A 19,459-nucleotide genomic window follows, 5' to 3' on the forward strand; every position below is an offset into this window, starting at 1 on the left:
CGTGCCTTCATGCATCAGCGCAACACCTGCTCCACCAGCTGCACGTCCACCGTCTGCAGCGGTTCGGCGGCGTTGCGCGACAGCTGCACCTGGTAGGTGCCACCGTCGATCTTCCACTGGCGCGCCTGTGCATCGTAGTGGGCCAGCGTCTTCGGCTCGGCTTCGATGCGGATGCGGCGCTGTTCGCCCGGCTGCAGGGTCACCTTGTCGTAGCCGATCAGGCGGATCGGCGTGGTGCTGCCGGCCGGCAGCTTCAGGTACAGCTGGGCCACGTCGGCACCGGCGCGCTTGCCGGTGTTGCGGATGTCGACGCTGGCGACCAGGCGCGAACCTTCCACGCTCACCTTCAGGTTGTCATAGGCGAACGAGGTGTAGGACAGGCCATGGCCAAAGGCGAAGGTCGGGGTCAGACCCTTGGCCGCCATCCACTTGTAGCCGACGTTGGCACCTTCGATATCGAAATCGAACACATCACCGAACGGCTTGGCCGGCTTGAAGCCCAGGCCATCGATATGCGGGCGCGGCAGCTGCGACTCGTCCGTCACCCAGGTCACTGGCAGGCGACCCGACGGATTGACCTGGCCGGTCAGCAGCGCGGCGATGCCTTCGCCACCGCGGATGCCCGGGTACCAGGCCTGCAGCATCGCCGGCACCTGCGCCAGCCACGGCGTGCGCACCGGGCCGTTGGTTTCCAGCACCAGCACCGTCTTCGGGTTGGCCTTGGCCACCGCCGAGATCAGTGCGTCCTGGTTGTCCGGCAGCTGCATGTCCGGCAGGTCCACCGATTCGGCCGCCCACTGGGTCGCGAACACGATGGCCACGTCGGCCTGCGCGGCGGCCTTGGCGGCAGCCGCGGCATCGGTCCCGTCCACATATTCAATGGTCGCGTCCGGGCGCGCCGCACGCAGCGATTCCAGCGGCGAGGACGGATGGAAGATCACCGGGCCCGGCCAGGTGGTCGGCATCACGCCCGGCACCGCGTTGGTGCCCTTGGCAGTCACGCCCACCATCGACGAACCACCACCACCGATCACGCCCTTGTCGGCATGGCCGCCGATGATGACGATGCGCTTCACGCTGTCGGCCAGCGGCAACACGTTGCCCTCATTGCGCAGCAGCACGCTGCCCTCTTCCACCGTGCGCTGCGCAACGGCGAAGCCGGCCTCGGCATCCACCTTCTGGTGCTGCGGCGGGTTGTCGAAGTTGCCATGCAGGAACATCGTGCGCAGGATGCGCGCCACCATGTCGTTCAGGCGCGCCTGCGGCACCACGCCGCCATGCACGGCCAGGCGCAGCGGCTCATCAAAGAACACCGCCGCGTCGAACACTTCACCGGCCGACTGCTGGTCCAGGCCAGCCAGCGCTGCCTTCGAGCCACTGTGCACGCCGCCCCAGTCGGACATCACGAAACCGGGGAACTTCCATTCCTGCTTCAGCACCTGGTTCATCAGGTAGCCGTTCTCGCAGCCGTAGGTGCCGTTGATCTTGTTGTACGAGCACATCGCCACGCCCGGGCGGCCGGCGTCCAGCGCGATCTCGAACGCCAGCAGGTCCGACTCGTGCATGGCCTGTTCGCCGATGCGCACGTCGTGGAAGTTGCGCCGGGTCTCCATGTCGTTCAGCGCGAAGTGCTTCATCGAGGAGATCACGTGCTGGCTCTGCACGCCCTGGATCAGCGCGCCGACCATCGAGCCGGCCAGCAGCGGATCCTCACCGGCATATTCGAAGTTGCGGCCGTTGCGCGGGTCGCGCTGCAGGTTGACGCTGCCCGACAGCAGGATGTTGAAACGCTGCTGCCACGCCTCGCGGCCCATCGTCGCGCCACCGGCGAAGGCAACTTCGCGGTTCCAGCTCGATGCAGTGGACGGGCCCGATGGCATTGCCGTGGCGAAGTCGCCCGGGCGGATGCCCCCCGGATTGGTCACGCCGACACCGGCATCGGCCGACTGCTGCGACGGAATGCCCAACCGCGGGACGCCCGGCACGAAGCCGGCCGAACCGACCGCACCTTCCGGCAGCGGGCCACCATCCTTGCCCAGCCCGAAGTAGCTGTGCAGCATCTGGAACTTCTCGTCCTCGGTCATCGCCTTCAGCAGCAGCGCAGCGCGCGCATCGGCGTTGAGGGTGGTGTCCATCCATGGCTTTTCGCCGTGCTTGTCGGCGGCATAGGCCAGGGTCAGCAGGGTGGCGCGCAGGGTGCTGCCTGCCACCTTGAACGGTGCGCTGCTGGCGGCCTGGAAACCGTCGCTGAAATAGCTGGCATCGGCCTCCAGCGCGACACGCGCCGGATCGAAACCTGCGGCCTTGGCCGATTCACCGGCCACCGCGCCGAGCAGCACCGCCGGGGCGCCCAGCCGCGAACGCGTGACCAGCGCCGGCAGCTGCGCCGCACCTGCGCCAGCATCGGTGTAGACCGCCACGGTGTGGCGCCCATCGTCCAGACGCAGGTAGTTCAGGCCCGGCTGGTCGGGACCGGACTCGGCGGCGATCGGCAGCCGGGTCAGCACGGCCTGGCCGCGCTGGGTCTGGCCATCGTCCTTGCCGGCGGCGATGAAGCGGTATTCATAGCCCAGGCCATCGGCCAGCACCTGCAGCGGATCGACCTGGCCGATGCCGCGCTGTACCTGGCGCACGCTCACCGCGTCCACCTGCAGGGTCTTCAACTGCGCGGCCAGGGCCGGCATCGCCGTCGCATCCGGTGCCTGTTCCAGGGTCAGTACGGTAAACGCCGCAGGGTCGGCCCAGGCTGGGACGGCCAGTGCGGCAGACAGGGCCAGAGACAGTGCGAGCGGCTTTGTAAACGTTTTCATCGGCAGGCGTAATTCCGTTGCCAAGGCAATCGGTCCAGGGAAAGTGCCGCCGAAGGGTGCAGCGTTCATGCCGCGCAGGGGTTGCCAGGCAGCGCCCCACAGGCCGGAGGACGGGCCGGTCTGCGCGCGGGACCCTCCTCCCGGCGTGACAACCTGCCTGCCCGGGCCGCGCAGGGCGACCCAATCCTGTGAAGATTGTGCGAGGGCGTTCACACCTGTCAACAGGACCTAAGTCACAGGGGCAACCTGGCCCGCAGTTATCAGGCCATCACTGGCGGTCATCAGCGGGCCGCGCAGGGCTGCCGATAATGCAGGTCCCTGGCCACGAATCGAGCCCATGAACGTACATCGCGACTTCGACCATCTCTGGCGCGACCGCTGTGACACCTCCAGCCAGCGCGCACCGCGCGTGCTGATCCGGGTGTTCGTGGCTCCGGGCGAGCTGGAACGCAGCGTGGCGTTCTACGAGCAGTTGCAGGGCGTGGTGGCCGATGCGGGCTTCCCGTTCCCGGACGCCGGGCTGCGCCTGGCCATGGTCGGCGCCTTCCTGCTGATCGAAGGCAGCCAGGCGGCACTGGCCCCGTTCACCTCGACCACGGGGACACTGTTGGTCGATGACGTTCGGCCCTATCACGACAAGCTGGTCGCCGCCGGCGCCGAGATCATCTTCCCGTTGCAGGTGGTCCCGACCGGGGCGGCGTTCAACGCCGTGCATCCCGATGGCACCGTGGTCGAATACGTGCATCACCGGCCGGACCCGCAGGGGCGCTGAGGGGGCGCCACAGCACAGCAGACCCCACCATGCGTGGATGCTTTACCCCTTCAGCAACCTGAAACCCGCCCCTCCGATTTCATTAGTAATTCTACTCACAGGGCGAGTAGCATGTCCGGTCTCAGCCCCTGATACCGGCCCGTCGATACTCGCGCCATGCCCGCCGTTTCCGCCCGCTCCCGTCGCTCCCAGCCTGCCCGGCGCCTCCCCTGGAGGATCGGCTGATGGGCGCCGTCGTCGCCCTCGACCGGCTGCTGGACGGCCGCCAGTTGTGGCGCGGCCCGGCCCGCCAGGGGCCGGCCAGCGACCACCTGGCCAGCGGCCACCCGGCGCTGGACGCACGCCTGCCCGGCGGCGGCTGGCCGGCCAGCGGGCTGTGCGAGGTGCTGCAGGCGGCGCCGGGCGTTGGCGAACTGGCACTGGTCTGGCCGGCGCTGGCCAGGCTGAGCCAGCGCGACCGCCCGATCGTGCTGGTCGCGCCCCCCCATCGCCCGCATGCCCCGGCCTGGGCTGCGGCCGGGCTGGACCTGGCCCAGCTGCAGGTCATCCACGCTGCGCCGAAGCAGGCGCTGTGGGCGGCCGAACAATGCCTGCGCTCTGCCGCCTGCGCGGCGGTGCTGTGCTGGCCACACCAGGCCGACGACCGTGCCCTGCGCCGGCTGCAGGTGGCCGCCGACAGCGGCCAGTGCCTGGGCTTCGTGTTCCGCGAGGCACAGGCGGCGCGCAATCCCTCCCCGGCCAGCCTGCGCCTGCAGCTCGACCACGGCCAGGTACGGGTGCTGAAGTGCCGTGGCGGCCTGCCACCCGCGCAGCCGTTGCCGCTGGCCATCGCCCACTGAGGCCGCGCCATGCACTGGGCCTGCGTGTTGTTGCCGCAGCTGGCGCTGGACAGCGTGCTGCGCCTGCAGCCAGACCCGCAGCGGCCACTGGTGCTGCTGCAGGGCCCAGCGCAGCGCCGCGTGCTGCGTGCGGTCAGCCCGGCCGCGCGCGCAGCAGGGCTGCGCCCGGGCATGCTGCTGTCGGCCGCGCAGGTGCTGGTGCAGGACATGCACCTGCACGATTACGATCCCAACGCCGAACAGCACACCCGCCAGCTGCTGGCCAGCTGGGCCTACGCCTACAGTTCGCAGGTCAGCCTCGATTTCCCGCACGCGCTGGTCATGGAGATCGGTGCCAGCCGCGCCCTGTTCGGTGACTGGTTGACGATCCAGCAGCGGCTGCGCGGCGAACTGCACGAACTTGGTTTCCGCCACCGGCTGGTGGCGGCGCCTACTCCGCATGCCGCGCGCGTGCTGGCCAACGTCCACGATGGCCTCGGCATCGATGCGCAGCAGCTGCCGGCGGCACTGGCGCAGCTGCCCTTGCCGCGCTGCGGCCTGCCCAGCGAAGCGGTCACCGTGCTTGGCCGTTCCGGCCTGCGCACGCTGGGCGCGGCACTTGAACTGCCGCGCGACAGCCTGGCCCGGCGCTTCGCACCGGACGTGCTGCAGCAGCTGGATGCATTGCGTGGGCGACCCACCGCGCCCCTGCGCTACTACCAGCCACCGGACCGTTTCGATGCACGCATCGAATTCGAGTACGAAATCGAATCCAGCCAGGCCCTGTTGTTCCCGCTGCGCCGCCTGCTGCTGGACCTGGCCGCGTTCCTGTGTTCGCGCGATGGCGGCGTGCAGCGCTTCGACCTGCAGTTCGAGCATGACCTGCTGCCGGCCAGCGTGCTGACCATCGGCCTGCTGGCGCCCGAGCGCGATCCCGCGCTGCTGTTCGAGATCGCACGCAACCGCATGGAGGCTTTCACCCTGCCGGCCGGCAGCCGCGCACTGCGCCTGCAGGCCGAGCAGTTGCCGCCGTTCGTACCGGCCGCGCGCGACCTGTTCGATACCCGGCCGGCGCAGGCGATGCCCTGGAACCAGCTGCGCGAGCGCCTGCGTGCGCGGCTGGGCGATGACGCCGTGCAGCCGCTGGCGGTGCAGGCCGACCATCGCCCCGAACGCGCCAGTGGCACCCAGCCCGCGGCCAAGCTTCCGTCGTACTGGCCGCTGCGCCCCGGCTGGCTGCTGGACACCCCGCAACCGCTGCGCGACCCGCGCCTGCGCATCGTCGCCGGGCCGGAGCGGATCGAATCGGGCTGGTGGGACCAGGCCGACGCGCGCCGCGACTACTACGTGGTGGAAACCGCACACGGCCAGCGCGGATGGGCCTTCCGTGAGCGCAACGATCCGCATGCGCCGTGGATGCTGCACGGCTGGTTCGGCTGAGCCGCCATGCACAGCGAACTGCCCGGCTACGCCGAACTGCACTGCCTGTCGGCCTTCAGTTTCCAGCGCGGTGCTTCGATCGCCGAAGAACTGTTCGCGCGCGCCGCCGGCCAGGGCTATCGCGCGCTGGCGATCACCGACGAATGCTCGCTGGCCGGCATCGTGCGCGCCTGGCAGGCAGCGAAGACACATGGCGTGGCGCTGATCGTCGGTGCCGAATTCCAGGTCGAGGACGGGCCGAAGCTGGCCCTGCTGTGCACCGACCAGGCCGCCTATGCCGGGCTCTGCCAGTTGATCACCACCTGCCGGCGGCGCGCGGCCAAGGGCGAGTACCGCTGCCTGCGCGAGGACCTGCTCGGCCTGCCCGACGGCCTATTGTGCCTGTGGCTGGACCGGCAACCCGCCGCCACCGACCTGGAACTGCTGCGCGCCGGCTTCAATGATCGGCTGTGGTTGGCGGTGGAGCTGCACCACGAACACGACGACGCACGCCGCCTGCAGCAGCTGCAGGCCTTCGGCGAACGCCACCACCTGCCGCTGGTCGCCAGTGGCGACGTGCACATGCACGTGCGCCGCCGCCGCGCCCTGCAGGACACGCTGACCGCGATCCGCCACCGCTGCAGCGTGGCCGAGGCTGGCTGGCGCCTGTTCCCCAACGGCGAGCGCCACCTGCGCCCGCGCACCGCGCTGGCCCAGCTGTATCCGCCCGAACTGCTGGCCGAGACCCTGCGCATCGCCGCGCGCTGCCACTTCACCCTGGAACAGCTGCAGTACACCTACCCGCGCGAGCTGGTGCCCGAGGGCCACGATCCGGACAGCTGGCTGCGCGTGCTGGTCGAGCGTGGCATCGGGTGGCGCTGGAAAGACGGCATCAAACCGAAACAACGCGAGCAGATCGAACACGAACTGGCGTTGATCAAGCAGAAGAACTACGCCTCCTACTTCCTCACCGTGCAGGACATCGTGCGCTTCGCGCGCAGCCAGGACATCCTCTGCCAGGGCCGCGGCTCGGCGGCCAACTCGGCGGTGTGCTTCGTGCTGGGCGTGACCGAGATCGACCCGGCGCGCAGCAACCTGCTGTTCGAGCGCTTCATCTCCGCCGAGCGCGACGAGCCACCGGATATCGACATCGATTTCGAGCACGAGCGGCGCGAGGAAGTGCTGCAGTACGTGTTCAAGCGCTATGGCCGCGAGCGCGCCGCACTGACCGCGGTGGCCATCAGCTACCGTGGCCGCAGCGCGATCCGCGATGTCGCCCGTGCACTTGGCCTGCCGATGGACCAGGTCAACGAACTGGGCGCGGCGATGGACCACTGGGGCGGCAACATCCCGCTGCCGGAAACCCTGCGCGAGCGCGGCTTCGATCCGGACACGCCGTTGATGCGGCGCCTGCTGGCGTTGACCGCCGAGCTGATCGATTTTCCACGCCACCTGTCGCAGCACCCGGGCGGTTTCGTGATCTCCGAGCATCCGCTGTCGACCCTGGTGCCGGTGGAAAACGCGGCGATGGCCGACCGCACCGTCATCCAGTGGGACAAGGATGACCTGGATGCCACCGGCCTGATGAAGGTCGACTGCCTGGCCCTTGGCATGCTCACCGCCATCCGCAAGTGCCTGGCGATGCTGAAACAGCATGGCCTGCATGAAGGACGCATGGATGCGATCCCGCCCAAGGATGCGAAGACCTTCGACATGATCTGCGCCGCCGACACCATCGGCGTGTTCCAGATCGAATCGCGCGCGCAGATGGCGATGCTGCCGCGCATGCAGCCGCGCACGTTCTATGACCTGGTGATCGAAGTCGCGATCGTGCGCCCCGGCCCGATCCAGGGTGACATGGTCCATCCTTACCTGGAGCGGCGGCGGATCCTGCGCGAACAGGGACCGGACGCATTGAACGACCCGGACAACCCGCTCTACCCGCCGCAGCTGGAACGCGTGTTCGCACGCACGCTGGGTGTGCCATTGTTCCAGGAACAGGTGATGCAGCTGGCGGTCGAAGCAGCCGGTTATACGCCTGGCCAGGCCGATGCCCTGCGCCGCTCGATGGCGGCCTGGAAACGCCGTGGCGGGCTGGAACCGCATCGCGAGAAGCTGCTGGCCGGCATGTTGGAGAACGGCTTCAGCCTGGAATACGGTGAGCACCTGTTCGAGCAGATCAAGGGCTTCGGCGATTACGGCTTCCCGGAAAGCCACGCCGCCAGCTTCGCCCTGCTGACCTATAACAGCTGCTGGCTGAAATGCCACCACCCGGCCGCGTTCACCGCCAGCCTGATCAACAGCCAGCCACTGGGTTTCTACAGTCCCGACCAGCTGCTGCAGGATGCGCGCCGGCATGGCATCAGCGTGCTGCCGGTGGACGTGCGCTACAGCGACTGGGACTGCACGCTGGATTTCAGCAGGGGCACGGCCGCGATCCGGCTCGGCCTGCGCCTGGTCGACGGCTGCAATGAAGCGGCTGTACAGGCCATCATGCGCGAACGTGCGCGGCGCCCGTTCGAGGATGTCGGCGACCTGTGCCAGCGCACCGCACTGGATCGCCGCCAGCAGGGCCTGCTGGCCGATGCCGGTGCGCTGCGTGGGCTCAGTGGCCATCGCCATCGTGCGCGGTGGGACATCTCCGGCGTGGAAAACCGCCTGCCGCTGTTCGACCAGGCCCGCGCCACTGCTGAAGCGCGCGTGCCGCTGCCGCTGCCCAGCGCCTGGGACGACATGCAGGCCGATTACCGCAGCACCGGCACCACCCTCGGCCGCCATCCGATCTCGTTCCTGCGCGCGCAGCTGCGCAGCCGCGGCTGCCTGGATGCCGCGCAGCTGGCGGGCCACGGCCATGGCCGCCGCGTGCGCATCGCCGGCCTGGTCCGCATGCGCCAGCGCCCGCAGACCGCCAGTGGCGTTACCTTCCTCACCCTTGAAGACGAGACCGGCATGGTCAATGCCGTGGTCTGGCGGCACCTGGCCGATCGCCAGCACCGGGTACTGGTCGATACCCAGCTGATGCAGATCGACGGCCGCCTGGAACGCGTCGATGGCGTGCAGCATGTCATCGTGCAGCGCATGCATTGCCTGGATGAACTGCTGCAGGGGCTGCGCAGCCACAGCCGCGACTTCCATTGACGCCGGGAATCACCGCGTAACGGCCACTGGGTGATGTCGAGCAGGTAGAGGTAGAGTCGACTGTCAGTCGACTTGCGCGCGCCAGCGCGGGAATCTCCGTGATCTGATCGAACAGCAGTCGACTGACAGTCGACTCTACCCATCGCCTTTTGCATCCGCTATCGTCGGCACATCCAAGGAAGGACCACCCGATGCCCCGTGCGCTGCTGCTGACCACACTGGTGGTCTCCACCCTCGCCCTGCTTGTTTCCGGCTGGACCGCCTGGAACCTGCATCGCAGCCAATCGCCACAGCGCATCCTCGAAGCACGCGGGCTGATCATCCACGACGGCACGGGCCAACCCCGGGTGATCCTCGGCGCGCCGGTGCCCGACCCGGTCAGCCACGGCCGGACCCAGGGGCCGCGCGCCACGGCCCTGTCTGGCCTGATCCTGCTCGGCCCGGACGGCTCCGAGCGCGGCGGCTATGGCACCAGCGATCGCGGCGGCGAAGCCGTGCTGACCCTGGACGATGCCAACGGCACCACCGAGGTATTCAAGGTGGTGGCCAACCCGGACCGGGGTGCCAGCCTGATGGTCAAGCACCAGAACAACACCGGCGCCATGCTCACCTCCTGGCAGGGCACGCCGGAGCTGATGTTCATCGATGACAGCGGCCAGTCCTACTACGTGCGCCCCAACGCCAACGCCGCACCCTGATCTGCTTCTGGCGTCGAGCCATGCTCGACGCTACACACCGCACACCGCCGCCAGATCATCGGCCAGCTGCCGCAGCTGCGCCGCGCCCAGCGCCGCGCAGGTGATGCGCAGGCCATGCCCCGGCGCAGCCACCGCGAACACTTCACCCGGGCGCACATGCCATCCGCGCGCGGCCAGCGCCAGTACCTGCGGATGGCTGTCGGCCGGCAATGGCAGCCACAGGTTCAATCCCTCCATCGGCAGCGGCGTCGGCATGCCCCGCGCGCGCAGCAGTTCCTGCAGTGACTGCAGGCGCTGCTGGTAACGCGCTCCGGCTGCGGCGATCTTCGCCCGCTGCGCCGCCGAGGCCAGCACCGTGATGGCCGCATCCTGCAACAGATGACTGACCCAGCCGGTGCCTGGCGCCAACCGCAACCGCAACCGCGTCGCGGTCTCTTCATCACAGGCCAGCCAGGCCAGCCGCAGGTCGGGGCCGAGCGGCTTGGACAGCGAACGCAGCAGCGCCCAGCGCCGGCCGTCCGGCGGCAACACCGAGTGGTAGGCCTGCTGCGAGAGCAGCGCGTAATGATCGTCGATCAGCACCGCCACCTTCGGGTAGGCCGCCAGCAACTGGCGCAATGCCCGTGCCCGCTTCGCATCCAGGCACGCCCCGGTCGGGTTCTGCGCACGCGGCGTCAGCAGCACCGCACGTGCGCCGGCCTGCAATGCCTGCCGCAGCGATTCGACCTGCATGCCATGGGCATCCACCGCCACCGGCAACGGCGCGTGGCCCGAAGCGTTGAGCACGTTGAGGCTGCCGAGGAAGCATGGATCCTCCACCGCGATGCGATCCCCCGGCAGCAGCCACGCCGCCAGCAGGCGTTCAATGCCATCGACCGCGCCATGGGTCAGCTCCAGCGCATACCCCTCGGGGCAGTCTGCATCCAGCGAGGCGCGTGCCAACGCCTGCAACCTCGGGTCGACCGTGCCCACGCCGTACAGCCGTGGCGCCGTCGACGCCAGCCGCAGGTTCGGCAGCAGGCGCGGATCCGGATTGCCACCGGCCAGGTCCTGCAGCGCCAGCCCCGGCGTGCTGCCTTCGCGCGGCATCGCCGGCGGCAGTCCGCGCACCACGGTGCCACGGCGGCCCGCCGTGCTGGCCAGGCCCGCCGCATCCAATCGCTTGTACGCAGCAGCCACGGTGTTGCGGTTCACCCCCAACTGTTCGGCCAGCTCGCGCACCGGCGGCAGCACACTGCCGGCCGGCAGGCCGCCCTTGCCGATGCCATCGCGGATGCTGTCGAAGATCGACTCGGCGCTATGCCCGGTGATTTTCATTTTGTCCTATGCCAAACTATCTCTTGTCCTGTGCCAGTGTATCCGACCCTGGCCATCCTGCATTGGAGGTGCCCGCATGCCCCTTGCCGCTGCCGACTGGCCCGTCGCCCAGTCCGTTGAACAGATCGCCGCCAACCTGGTCACGGTGCGCCAGCGCATTGCCAGCGCCTGCGCCCGCGCTGGCCGCGACCCGGCCAGCGTGCGCCTGCTACCGGTCAGCAAGACCGTCGATGAGGCACGCATCCGCATGGCGGTGGCCGCCGGTTGCCACATGCTGGGCGAGAACAAGGTGCAGGAAGCACAGCGCAAGGCCGAGGCGATGGCCGACCTGGACGTGCACTGGTCGGTGATCGGCCACCTGCAGACCAACAAGGCGCGCTACGTGGCGCGCTTCGCCAGCGAGTTCCAGGCGCTCGACAGCCTGCGCGTGGCCGAGGCCCTGCAGCAGCGCCTGCAGCTGGAAGACCGTACGCTGGATGTATTCGTGCAGGTCAACACCTCGGCTGAATCCAGCAAGTACGGACTGGAGCCCGACGCGGTCGAGGCCTTCGTGCACCAACTGCCCGCGTTCGATCGCCTGCGCGTACGCGGCCTGATGACGCTGGCCATCTTCACCCCGGAGGTCGAGCGCGTGCGTGCCTGCTTCGTGCGCCTGCGCCAGCTGCGCGACCAGCTGCAGGGCACTGCGCCTGCCGGCATCGACCTGTCTCAGCTGTCGATGGGCATGTCCGGCGACTTCGAAGTCGCCATCGAGGAAGGTGGCACCGTGGTCCGTGTCGGCCAGGCCATCTTTGGCGCGCGCGCCACCCCGGACAGTTTCTATTGGCCCAGCAATGGAGCCCCGGCATGAAGCATGCGGTCGTCCTGCAACACGTTGCCTTTGAAGACCTCGGTACCTTGCAGCCTCTGCTTCTGGCGCAGGGCTGGCAGCTGCAGGTGCTGCAGGCCGGTATCGACACGCTCGACGCGGCCGAGGCCGCCGACCTGCTGGTGGTGCTGGGGGGACCGATCAGCGTCAACGACGTTGATCTCTATCCCTTTCTCAACGACAGCATCGCGCTGTTGCAACGCCGGCTGCAGCAGCAGCGACCCACGCTGGGCATCTGCCTCGGCGCGCAGCTGATGGCACGTGCGCTCGGTGCCGACGTCACCGCCACGGGCGGCAAGGAGATCGGCTTTGCGCCGCTGCTGCTCACCGATGACGGCCAGCGCTCGCCGCTGCAGGCCCTGCAGGGTATCCCGGTGCTGCATTGGCATGGCGAGGCGTTCGAACTCCCGGCCGGTGCACGTCGCCTGGCCAGCACGCCGGCCTGCCGCCACCAGGCGTTCGCCATCGGCAACCATGCGCTGGCACTGCAATGCCATCCCGAGCTGGACGCACGCCAGTTCGAACGCTGGCTGATCGGCCACACCCTGGAACTGGCCCAAGCCGGCATCAGTCCCAACGACCTGCGTGCGCAGTCGCGTCGCTATGGTGCGCCACTGGCGGCGGCCGCCACCGCGATGTTCGACCATTGGCTGCAGGACCTGCCGGAGCAACCGCGATGAACTACCGATTGCAGATCCACCGCGATGGCGCCTACTGGGGCCACTTCGACTGCGCCGGCCCCGATGCCCTGCAACGCATGGACGCCATCGCCGCGCAGCTGCCCGCCGGCCAGGGCTTCCAGCTGAAACGGCAGAAAGGTGTCGGCGAAGAACGCATCCTGTCCAGCAATGCCGACGGCCTGCGCGTGCTGGCCGCGCAGGTCCAGTACCGCGACCTCTGACGATCCGATGGGGCACCGACCGCTGGCCGGCACCTCTCTGCACGGGAGGCGGATGCGGGCGAAATACCACCGCTTGATGCAAATGATTCTCTTTTGCTGTAAGGTGCAGCCGCAGCCCTTGCCGCCGCGGGCTGTTCCCTTTCCCAGTTGTCGCCCGCCCCGTGTCCACGCCTGTCGAACCGACGGATGTCGCGCAGCTGTGCGCGGCCCATTACCGGCCGCTGCACGCCCATGTCCGCCGTAAACTCCCGCAACGCTGCGACGCCGATGACGTCGTGCAGGAAACCTGGCTGCGCGTTGTCAACGTCGCCGCCAGTGGCCTGCTGGCCAACGGCCGCGCCTACCTGTACCGCGTCGCCCACAATCTGATCGCCGATCATTACCGCCAGCGCAAGCGCCGGCGCGAAGAGGCGATGGATGAGGCGCAACTGCACGCGATCGCCGACCCTGCACCATTGCCGGTACAGCGCCTGCTCAATACCGAACAGCTGCGTCACCTCGACGCAGTCATTGCCGCCCTTCCCCCTCGTTCACGCCAGGTGTTCCTGCTGGCGCGGGTGGAGCAGATGGCACTGGCCGAGATCGGCCGCCAGCTGGGTATCAGCCGGCAGACCGCGCATGGCCATCTGCTGCGTGCGCTGGTCGCACTGCAGCAGGTCCCCGGCGCATGAGCCAGGAGGCGATCGCGCGCGAGGCCGCGCGTTGGTGGCTGGACGGGCATGAAGGCGGCCGCGACGAGCGTGCGTTCAATCAGTGGTACCACGCCGACGTGCGCCACGCCGCGCAGTACCAGCACCTGCAGGCGCTCTGGCAGGCCGGTGATGCGACGCCCAGCCTGCAGCGGCACCAGCACAGGCGGCAGCGCCGGCGCCTGCGCGAGGCCGGCACCGCGGTGCTGCTGCTCTGTGCACTGGGCCTGTATACCCGCCAGGCCGCACCGCCGGCCGCGCAGGTGATGCGCACGGCCGCGGGCGAGGTCCGCGAAGAAGTGCTGCCCGATGGTTCACACGTGCTGCTCTCGCCCGGCAGTGAAGTGCGTGTGCGCATCGATGCACAGCGGCGCCAGCTGCAGCTGCAGCACGGCCAGGCGTGGTTCAAGGTGGCCGCCGATGCGCAGCACCCGTTCCAGGTGCACACGACGCACGGCACGGTCACCGCGCTCGGCACGGCCTTCGACCTTGCCGTGCACGACAATGACAGCGTGGTCACCGTCACCGAGCATCGCGTCCGCGTGGACAGCGGCATCCACAGCGAGCAGGCCACCGAAGGGCAACAGCTTCGCTTCGATGGCCGGGCTCCCATCCGGACCCTGGCGGCCCGCTCCAGTGCCCTGGACTGGCGCGAACGCCGCCTGCACTGGGTCTCCACGCCCTTGGCCGAGGTCACCGAGGACCTGGATCGCTGGCATGGCGGCCACACCTGGATCCTCGGCGCGCACCTGCGCCAGCAGCCGGTCACCCTGCTCGGCAGCGCCGACGGTGCAGCGCGCAGCCGCGACCAGCTGGCCACGCAGCTGAAGGTGCGCGTGCTCCGCCTGGGCGCGGGCGTGCAGGTATGGCTGCCGCCACGCAAGGGACATCGCGATGCACCCTGACATCGGCCCCGCCACTGCGTCTCCCCAGGATGACGACGCACTGCGTCAGCCCCTGGAGCCCTCGATGCTGTTTCACCGCCCCCTTGTCCTGGCCCTGTCACTGGCCTGCGCCAGTCCGCTTCCGTTATTGCCTGCCAGCGCCTGCGCGCAGGCCGCCACGCGTCACTTCGATCTTCCGGCACAACCGCTGGCCAGTGCGCTGGATGCCTACAGCCGGCTGACCGGTGTCGATCTGGTGATCGGCGCGGCGTTGCCGAGTGGCCAGACGGCGCCGGCGCTGCGTGGACGGTTCGACGATGCGCAGGCCCTGTCGCGCCTGCTGGTCGGCAGCGGCCTGCGCCCGCGCTTCATCGACGCACGCCGCGCCACCCTGGAACCGGCGCCGGCCCCCCCCGCCGATGGCGGCCGTCGAACCGGCCCGCTCCGCGTCCAGGGTGATGCCGCGCGGGGTCATTCTCCCGGTGCAGGGGCCAGCCAGTATGTGCCGGCCACCCGCGATGGCTTTGCGCCAACGGTCGGCAGCGAGCGCGTGGCGATGGCCGACCGCCAGGACGGCAACAGCCTGCTGCGCTCGATGCCCGGCAGCCACAGCTTCCACTCGCGCAGCCAGCCCGGCCTGCAGCTCAACATCCGCGGCATGACCGGTGCGGGGCGGGTCAACACCATGATCGATGGCGTCACCCAGACCTTCCGCAACAATGCGGGCCACGGCTCGGGCGGGCCGTTCGCCTATGTCGATCCGTTCCTGCTGGCCGGCGTGGACGTGCAGCGCGGCGCAGTCGCCGGTGGTGATGGCGCCGGCACGCTGGCCGGCAGTGCCAATTTCCGCACGCTCGACATCGACGATCTGCTGGGCGAAGGTCGTGACTGGGGCCTGCGCGCGGGCTACCGCCATGGCAACAACGGCTACGGCAATGGCCGTACCTTTGCCGGTGCCTGGCGCCACAGCGAGGATGGCGGCGACCGCCAGTTCGGCCTGCTGGCCGCTGCCAGCAGCAGCCGCAGCAGCGAATACGCCACCGCGCGCGGGCAGAAGAACACCGCCGACCCTGGCACCCAGCAGCCCGGCAGCTGGCTGCTCAAGGCCCGCCTGCAGCCGAGCGACCAGCACCGGCTCGACCTGAGCCACATGCGTTACGAAAACGACTTCTACCACAACTACCCGTGGCAGATTTCCGCACGCAACCAGCGCGCCCGCTACCACTACACGCCCTATTCGCCGTGGATCGACCTGCGCGCGACCTTCGCCGGCAACAAGACCCGGCTGTTCTATCCGCCCGTGGAGGATTCCAGCTACATCGGTCGCCGCACCCACAGCAGCCTGAGCAGCTGGACCCTGGACAACACCAGCCGCTTCGATGTCGGCGCACTGCAGGCGCGCTGGAACACCGGCATCAAGCACCAGTCGGATATCTATGTGGCCGACACCCCCACCCTGCGCGGGGCCAACCCCGAGGGCCGCAGCCAGCTGGACAGTGTGTTCAGCACGCTGGAACTGCAGTACGACGTCTACGCGCTGACCACAGGCCTGCGCCAGGATCGGTATGGCATCCGTGGTCATGTTCCTGTGTGCTCGGATGTGCCCGGCCAGTGCGCCGAGATCAACGGCGGCGGCATCGATGTGCGCCGCACCCAGCGCGCACTCAGCCCCAGCCTGGCGGCAGCGTGGCAGGCCACCGACTGGCTGCAACTGTTCGCTGAAGTCTCGCGGACTTCCCGCCCGCCGCGGGTGCAGGAGATGTTCTTCGAGAAGATCCCTCTGGAAGGCATGAGCGATGCCGACGGCGTCGGCGCCAACCCGTTCCTGCGCCGTGAGCGCTCGCGCAACCTGCAGTTCGGCGCCAACCTCAGCGCCTCCTCGCTGCTGACCGACGGTGACCTGGCGCAGCTGCGCGTCACCCGCTTCGACAACCGCATCCGTGACTACATCAAGCCGCAGTACCTGCTGATCGTGCACCCGCCGGAGGTGGAGCCATTCGTGGTGCCGATCGACAGCGATCCGCAGCTCGCTGCCTGGACCGATGCGCTGGACGTGGACGACTTCAGCACCACCACGCGCTGGATGAACCACCCGGGCGTGGTGCGCATGCGCGGTATCGAGCTGGAAGCGCACTACGCCAGCGCGCACTACCACGCCACGCTGAGCTGGACCCGTTCGCACACCCGCGCGCCCGCCATCGAATTCGTCAACCTGGAAGACATCACCGCCCTGCCCGACCGCTACTGGACGCTGGACGTGGGCGGCCGCTGGTGGCAGCAGCGCGTGCAGGCCGGCCTGCGCGCCGAATACTCCGGGCCCACCGAGGAAGGCCATGACTTCTTCCAGACCCGCAAGACCGGCGGCACCGGCGTGCTGCTCGACTTCTACGCCAGCTTCAAGCCCCAGCCCAACACCACGCTGTGGCTGAACATCGAAAACCTGCAGAACAAGTCCTATGACAACAATGCCTCGATCGACAGCATCTTCAGCCCGATCCTGGACCGCGGCAACGGTCGCGGCCGCACCGTCTCGATGGGCCTCAACGTGGCGTTCTAGCCGCCGCTGGCTGCCGCTGTGCCTGCTCGCGCTTGCCGCACTGGTGCGCGCGCAGCCACTGCCCGGCACGGTGATCGATCTGGCCAGTGGCCAGCGCCTGGACGAAGCCGCGTTCGTGAAGCGCGCAGCGAATGCACCGCGACTGCTGCTGGGCGAACGCCACGACCAGGCCACTGACCACGCTGCCCAGCGCTGGCTGCTGCAGGCGCTGCAACAGCAGCGTCCACACGGCGCGCTGGTGCTGGAGATGATCGCCAGCGAGCGCCAGCCGCGCCTGGACCGCGTGCAACGCTGGCTGGCCAAGGGCAATCGTGCCGACGGCACGCGCCTGCAGGAACTTCTGGACTGGGATGCACGCTGGCCGTGGGCTGCCTATGGCGGGCTGGTACAGGACGCCACCGCGGCCGGCATCCCCCTGTTCGGCGGCAACCTGTCGCGTGCCGAGGTCAATGCGTGGCTCGCCTCCAACGCCTCGGTGCGGTTCCCGATGCCCACCGCCCGGCAACGCCTGTCGGTCGTGGTGCTGGCCCAGCACGCAGGCGCAGCGCCGATGCTGGAAGGAATGCTGGCCGTGCAACAGGCCCGCGACATCCGCATGGCACAGGTACTGGCCGCAGCCCCTGCACCCGCGCTGCTGGTGGCCGGCCGCTGGCATGTACTGCGCGGTACCGGCGTGCCGGGCTACCTGCCACCGGACGCACCGGCACTGGTGATCGCGCTTGCTTCACCCGGTGAAACCGTCGATGCGGCCGACGCCGACCTGCTGTGGGTGCTGGGCGATGAGTGAACGGCGCCAACACTGGCAGGCGATTGCCATCAGCATCGGCCTGCACCTGTTGCCCTTGCTGCTGTTGATGCACTGGGTGGCAACGCCGCCGCTGCCGCCGCCAGCTGAGCAGGACGTGCGCATCAGCCTGCGCCTGCTGGCACCGGCTACGCCGCCCCAGCCGGTGGAAGAGCGCCAGGCCGACACACCCAGCCAGGCGCAGCAGGCGCGCGCGTCGCGGCCAACCAGGTCGCCCCCGCCACCGAAGCCCACCACCACGCACGACGGCGAGTCGGCCGCCAGCGAACGCCGCGGTTCCGGCCAGCACGCCCTGCCCCCCGCCCCGGCGGCGGCCGTGACCGACACACCTCCGGCACCGGCATCGATCACGGCCGCGCCGCCCACCCCGGACGCACCACCGGCGGACACCCAGGCCGGCGCCGCCAGCGACCAGTGGGACGCCCGCCTGATGGCGCGGCTGGAGCGTTACCGCTACTACCCTGCCGCCGCACGCGCGCGCCGCCAGCAGGGAACGGCCTGGGTCAGGGCCAGCATCGGCCGCACCGGCCGCCTGCTGTCATTGCGGCTGGAGCAGTCCAGTGGCCAGCCGGAGCTCGACGCGGCCGCGCTGCAGACGTTCCGCCGCGCCCAGCCGCTGCCGCCCATTCCCGATGAACTGAAGGCACCGCAGGAACGGGTGGTGCCGGTGGAGTACTACCTGCGCTAGGCGTCGCGGAACGGCGCGGCCGTCTGCGACCTCAACCGCGGTTGGCGTCACGTAGATGCGCCACATCACAGCGGCCCGCCGCGCGCACCGATCCCGGCAGGGCCTAGAGCCGAGCCCGTGCTCGGCTGCTGCACACGAAAAGCAGCCACGCAGGGACCCGGCCCCGCAGAAGCAGGTTCAGGTCCACGCCGGGTCTGCGGTGAAATCGATGGTCAGCCAGAACGTACCGCCACGTGCGTCCAGCCGCAACGCGATCTCATCGCGCATCGCATCGACCTCGCCCACCGCGCCCAATGGTGTCGCCGGGTCCGCCAATACGTGGATCTCGACAAAGCGCATCCGCCCCATCTTCGCCACATGGCTGGTGAAGCCGGCATAGCCCCGCTCGGCGACGAACGCCTGCATCACCTGCTGCACGCGCCGGTCCAGGTCATCCGGCGCCACCTGCAGTACCTCGCGCATGGCCTTCCACGCGCTGCGCGCCGGGACCGGCAGCACCGCCAGGCTGATCAACGCCAGTACCATCGAGTCCAGGTACGGCACCCAGTGGTGCCAGTCGCCCCCATGCAAGGCCAGCGCAAGCACGAAGGCCAGCACGACCGCCAGGCTCATCAGGCCGCCCAGCATCCAGCCGCGCACATCCAGCCACAACAGCGCCGAGCGCAGCCGACGCGCGCGCTGCGCGACGAATGCCGCCATCGCCAGGTTGCTGGCACTCAACAGTGCCGCCCACCACAGCGCAGGCCCGAACTTCACTTCGTGCCCGCCCGTGGTCAAGCCGATCACCGCGTTGGCCAGCGCATACACGCAGGCCAGCGACAGGATCACACCGCCCAGTGCCTCGACCATCGGCTCCAGGTGCCAGTAGCCGTACTGGAAGCGCGGGCTCTGTTCCCGCGCCACCAGCCGCAGTACCGACAGCGACACCAGGGTCAGGGCAACATCGACCAGGCTGTAGACGCCATCGAACAGGATGGCCTGCGAGCCCACCAGCAGGCCACCACTGAAGCCGATCGCGCTCACCGCGATGGTGACCCCGATCGAGAACTTCAGGATGCGTTGCTCGCGCGCGGTATCCATCGCTCTCCGAAGGGC

Annotated in this window: 16 protein-coding genes; 13 read left to right on the plus strand and 3 right to left on the minus strand. The window is 69.2% G+C overall.

The genetic code is table 11. From position 1 onward, the window contains the following. Nucleotides 1–14: 14 nt before the first annotated feature. Complete coding sequence (locus tag AC5P9I_RS17340) at nt 15–2,810, minus strand: beta-glucosidase family protein (protein ID WP_080355580.1); 2,796 nt, start codon at nt 2,808–2,810, stop codon at nt 15–17. 337 nt (nt 2,811–3,147) lie between these two features. On the opposite strand from AC5P9I_RS17340, the gene AC5P9I_RS17345 reads away from it, so the two are divergent. The 5 genes from AC5P9I_RS17345 to AC5P9I_RS17365 all read left to right on the plus strand — a co-directional run bounded on the left by AC5P9I_RS17345 (nt 3,148) and on the right by AC5P9I_RS17365 (nt 9,655). Beyond that, nucleotides 3,148–3,582, plus strand: coding sequence for a VOC family protein (locus AC5P9I_RS17345; protein ID WP_049469314.1), 435 nt, complete (start codon nt 3,148–3,150; stop codon nt 3,580–3,582). A gap of 224 nt (nt 3,583–3,806) precedes the next feature. Next, on the plus strand, nt 3,807–4,421 hold the full coding sequence (imuA, locus tag AC5P9I_RS17350; RefSeq protein WP_053462936.1) for a translesion DNA synthesis-associated protein ImuA: 615 nt from the start codon (nt 3,807–3,809) through the stop codon (nt 4,419–4,421). Nucleotides 4,422–4,430: 9 nt separating this feature from the next. Next, nucleotides 4,431–5,840: a Y-family DNA polymerase gene (locus AC5P9I_RS17355; protein ID WP_130767948.1), complete on the plus strand. Its 1,410-nt coding sequence runs from the start codon at nt 4,431–4,433 to the stop codon at nt 5,838–5,840. Between the two features lie 6 nt (nt 5,841–5,846). Continuing rightward, nucleotides 5,847–8,957: an error-prone DNA polymerase gene (locus AC5P9I_RS17360; protein ID WP_049469318.1), complete on the plus strand. Its 3,111-nt coding sequence runs from the start codon at nt 5,847–5,849 to the stop codon at nt 8,955–8,957. A gap of 191 nt (nt 8,958–9,148) precedes the next feature. Then, complete coding sequence (locus AC5P9I_RS17365; protein ID WP_049469321.1) at nt 9,149–9,655, plus strand: hypothetical protein; 507 nt, start codon at nt 9,149–9,151, stop codon at nt 9,653–9,655. A 30-nt stretch (nt 9,656–9,685) separates the two neighbouring features. Here AC5P9I_RS17365 and ptsJ read toward each other — a convergent pair whose 3' ends face one another. Then, nucleotides 9,686–10,972 carry a MocR-like B6 salvage transcription factor PtsJ gene (ptsJ, locus tag AC5P9I_RS17370; protein ID WP_130767947.1) on the minus strand — a complete coding sequence of 429 codons (1,287 nt, stop codon included), beginning with the start codon at nt 10,970–10,972 and terminating at the stop codon, nt 9,686–9,688. A 76-nt stretch (nt 10,973–11,048) separates the two neighbouring features. On the opposite strand from ptsJ, the gene AC5P9I_RS17375 reads away from it, so the two are divergent. The 8 genes from AC5P9I_RS17375 (at nt 11,049) to AC5P9I_RS17410 (ending at nt 18,364) form a co-directional block, all read left to right on the plus strand. Beyond that, nucleotides 11,049–11,822, plus strand: coding sequence for a YggS family pyridoxal phosphate-dependent enzyme (locus AC5P9I_RS17375; protein ID WP_495223788.1), 774 nt, complete (start codon nt 11,049–11,051; stop codon nt 11,820–11,822). Then, complete coding sequence (locus AC5P9I_RS17380) at nt 11,819–12,520, plus strand: glutamine amidotransferase (protein ID WP_049469326.1); 702 nt, start codon at nt 11,819–11,821, stop codon at nt 12,518–12,520. Before AC5P9I_RS17375 ends, AC5P9I_RS17380 begins: the two co-directional genes overlap by 4 nt. Then, a complete protein-coding gene (locus AC5P9I_RS17385) occupies nt 12,517–12,741 on the plus strand; it encodes a hypothetical protein (protein ID WP_049469329.1) in 225 nt (74 codons plus the stop codon). The genes AC5P9I_RS17380 and AC5P9I_RS17385 overlap by 4 nt, the downstream gene beginning before the upstream one ends. 161 nt (nt 12,742–12,902) lie before the next feature. Next, the gene (locus AC5P9I_RS17390) at nt 12,903–13,412 is read left to right on the plus strand and encodes an RNA polymerase sigma factor (RefSeq protein WP_049469331.1); all 510 of its coding nucleotides are present in this window, start codon (nt 12,903–12,905) and stop codon (nt 13,410–13,412) included. Continuing rightward, nucleotides 13,409–14,335, plus strand: coding sequence for a FecR family protein (locus AC5P9I_RS17395; protein ID WP_049469334.1), 927 nt, complete (start codon nt 13,409–13,411; stop codon nt 14,333–14,335). Before AC5P9I_RS17390 ends, AC5P9I_RS17395 begins: the two co-directional genes overlap by 4 nt. Before the next feature lie 64 nt (nt 14,336–14,399). After that, entirely contained in the window at nt 14,400–16,871 is a 2,472-nt protein-coding gene (locus AC5P9I_RS17400) for a TonB-dependent receptor (protein WP_049469336.1), read from the plus strand. A 40-nt stretch (nt 16,872–16,911) separates the two neighbouring features. Then, nucleotides 16,912–17,658, plus strand: coding sequence for a ChaN family lipoprotein (locus AC5P9I_RS17405; RefSeq protein WP_308304150.1), 747 nt, complete (start codon nt 16,912–16,914; stop codon nt 17,656–17,658). After that, nucleotides 17,651–18,364 (plus strand): energy transducer TonB family protein, encoded by a 714-nt coding sequence (locus AC5P9I_RS17410; RefSeq protein WP_049469338.1) that lies wholly within the window; start codon nt 17,651–17,653, stop codon nt 18,362–18,364. The genes AC5P9I_RS17405 and AC5P9I_RS17410 overlap by 8 nt, the downstream gene beginning before the upstream one ends. Before the next feature lie 177 nt (nt 18,365–18,541). Here the strand turns inward: AC5P9I_RS17410 and AC5P9I_RS17415 are convergent, their stop codons facing one another. After that, nucleotides 18,542–19,444: a cation diffusion facilitator family transporter gene (locus AC5P9I_RS17415; RefSeq protein ID WP_049469340.1), complete on the minus strand. Its 903-nt coding sequence runs from the start codon at nt 19,442–19,444 to the stop codon at nt 18,542–18,544. Nucleotides 19,445–19,459 lie beyond the last annotated feature (15 nt).

This window comes from Stenotrophomonas sp. YJH_SMC_29, from assembly GCF_059371235.1.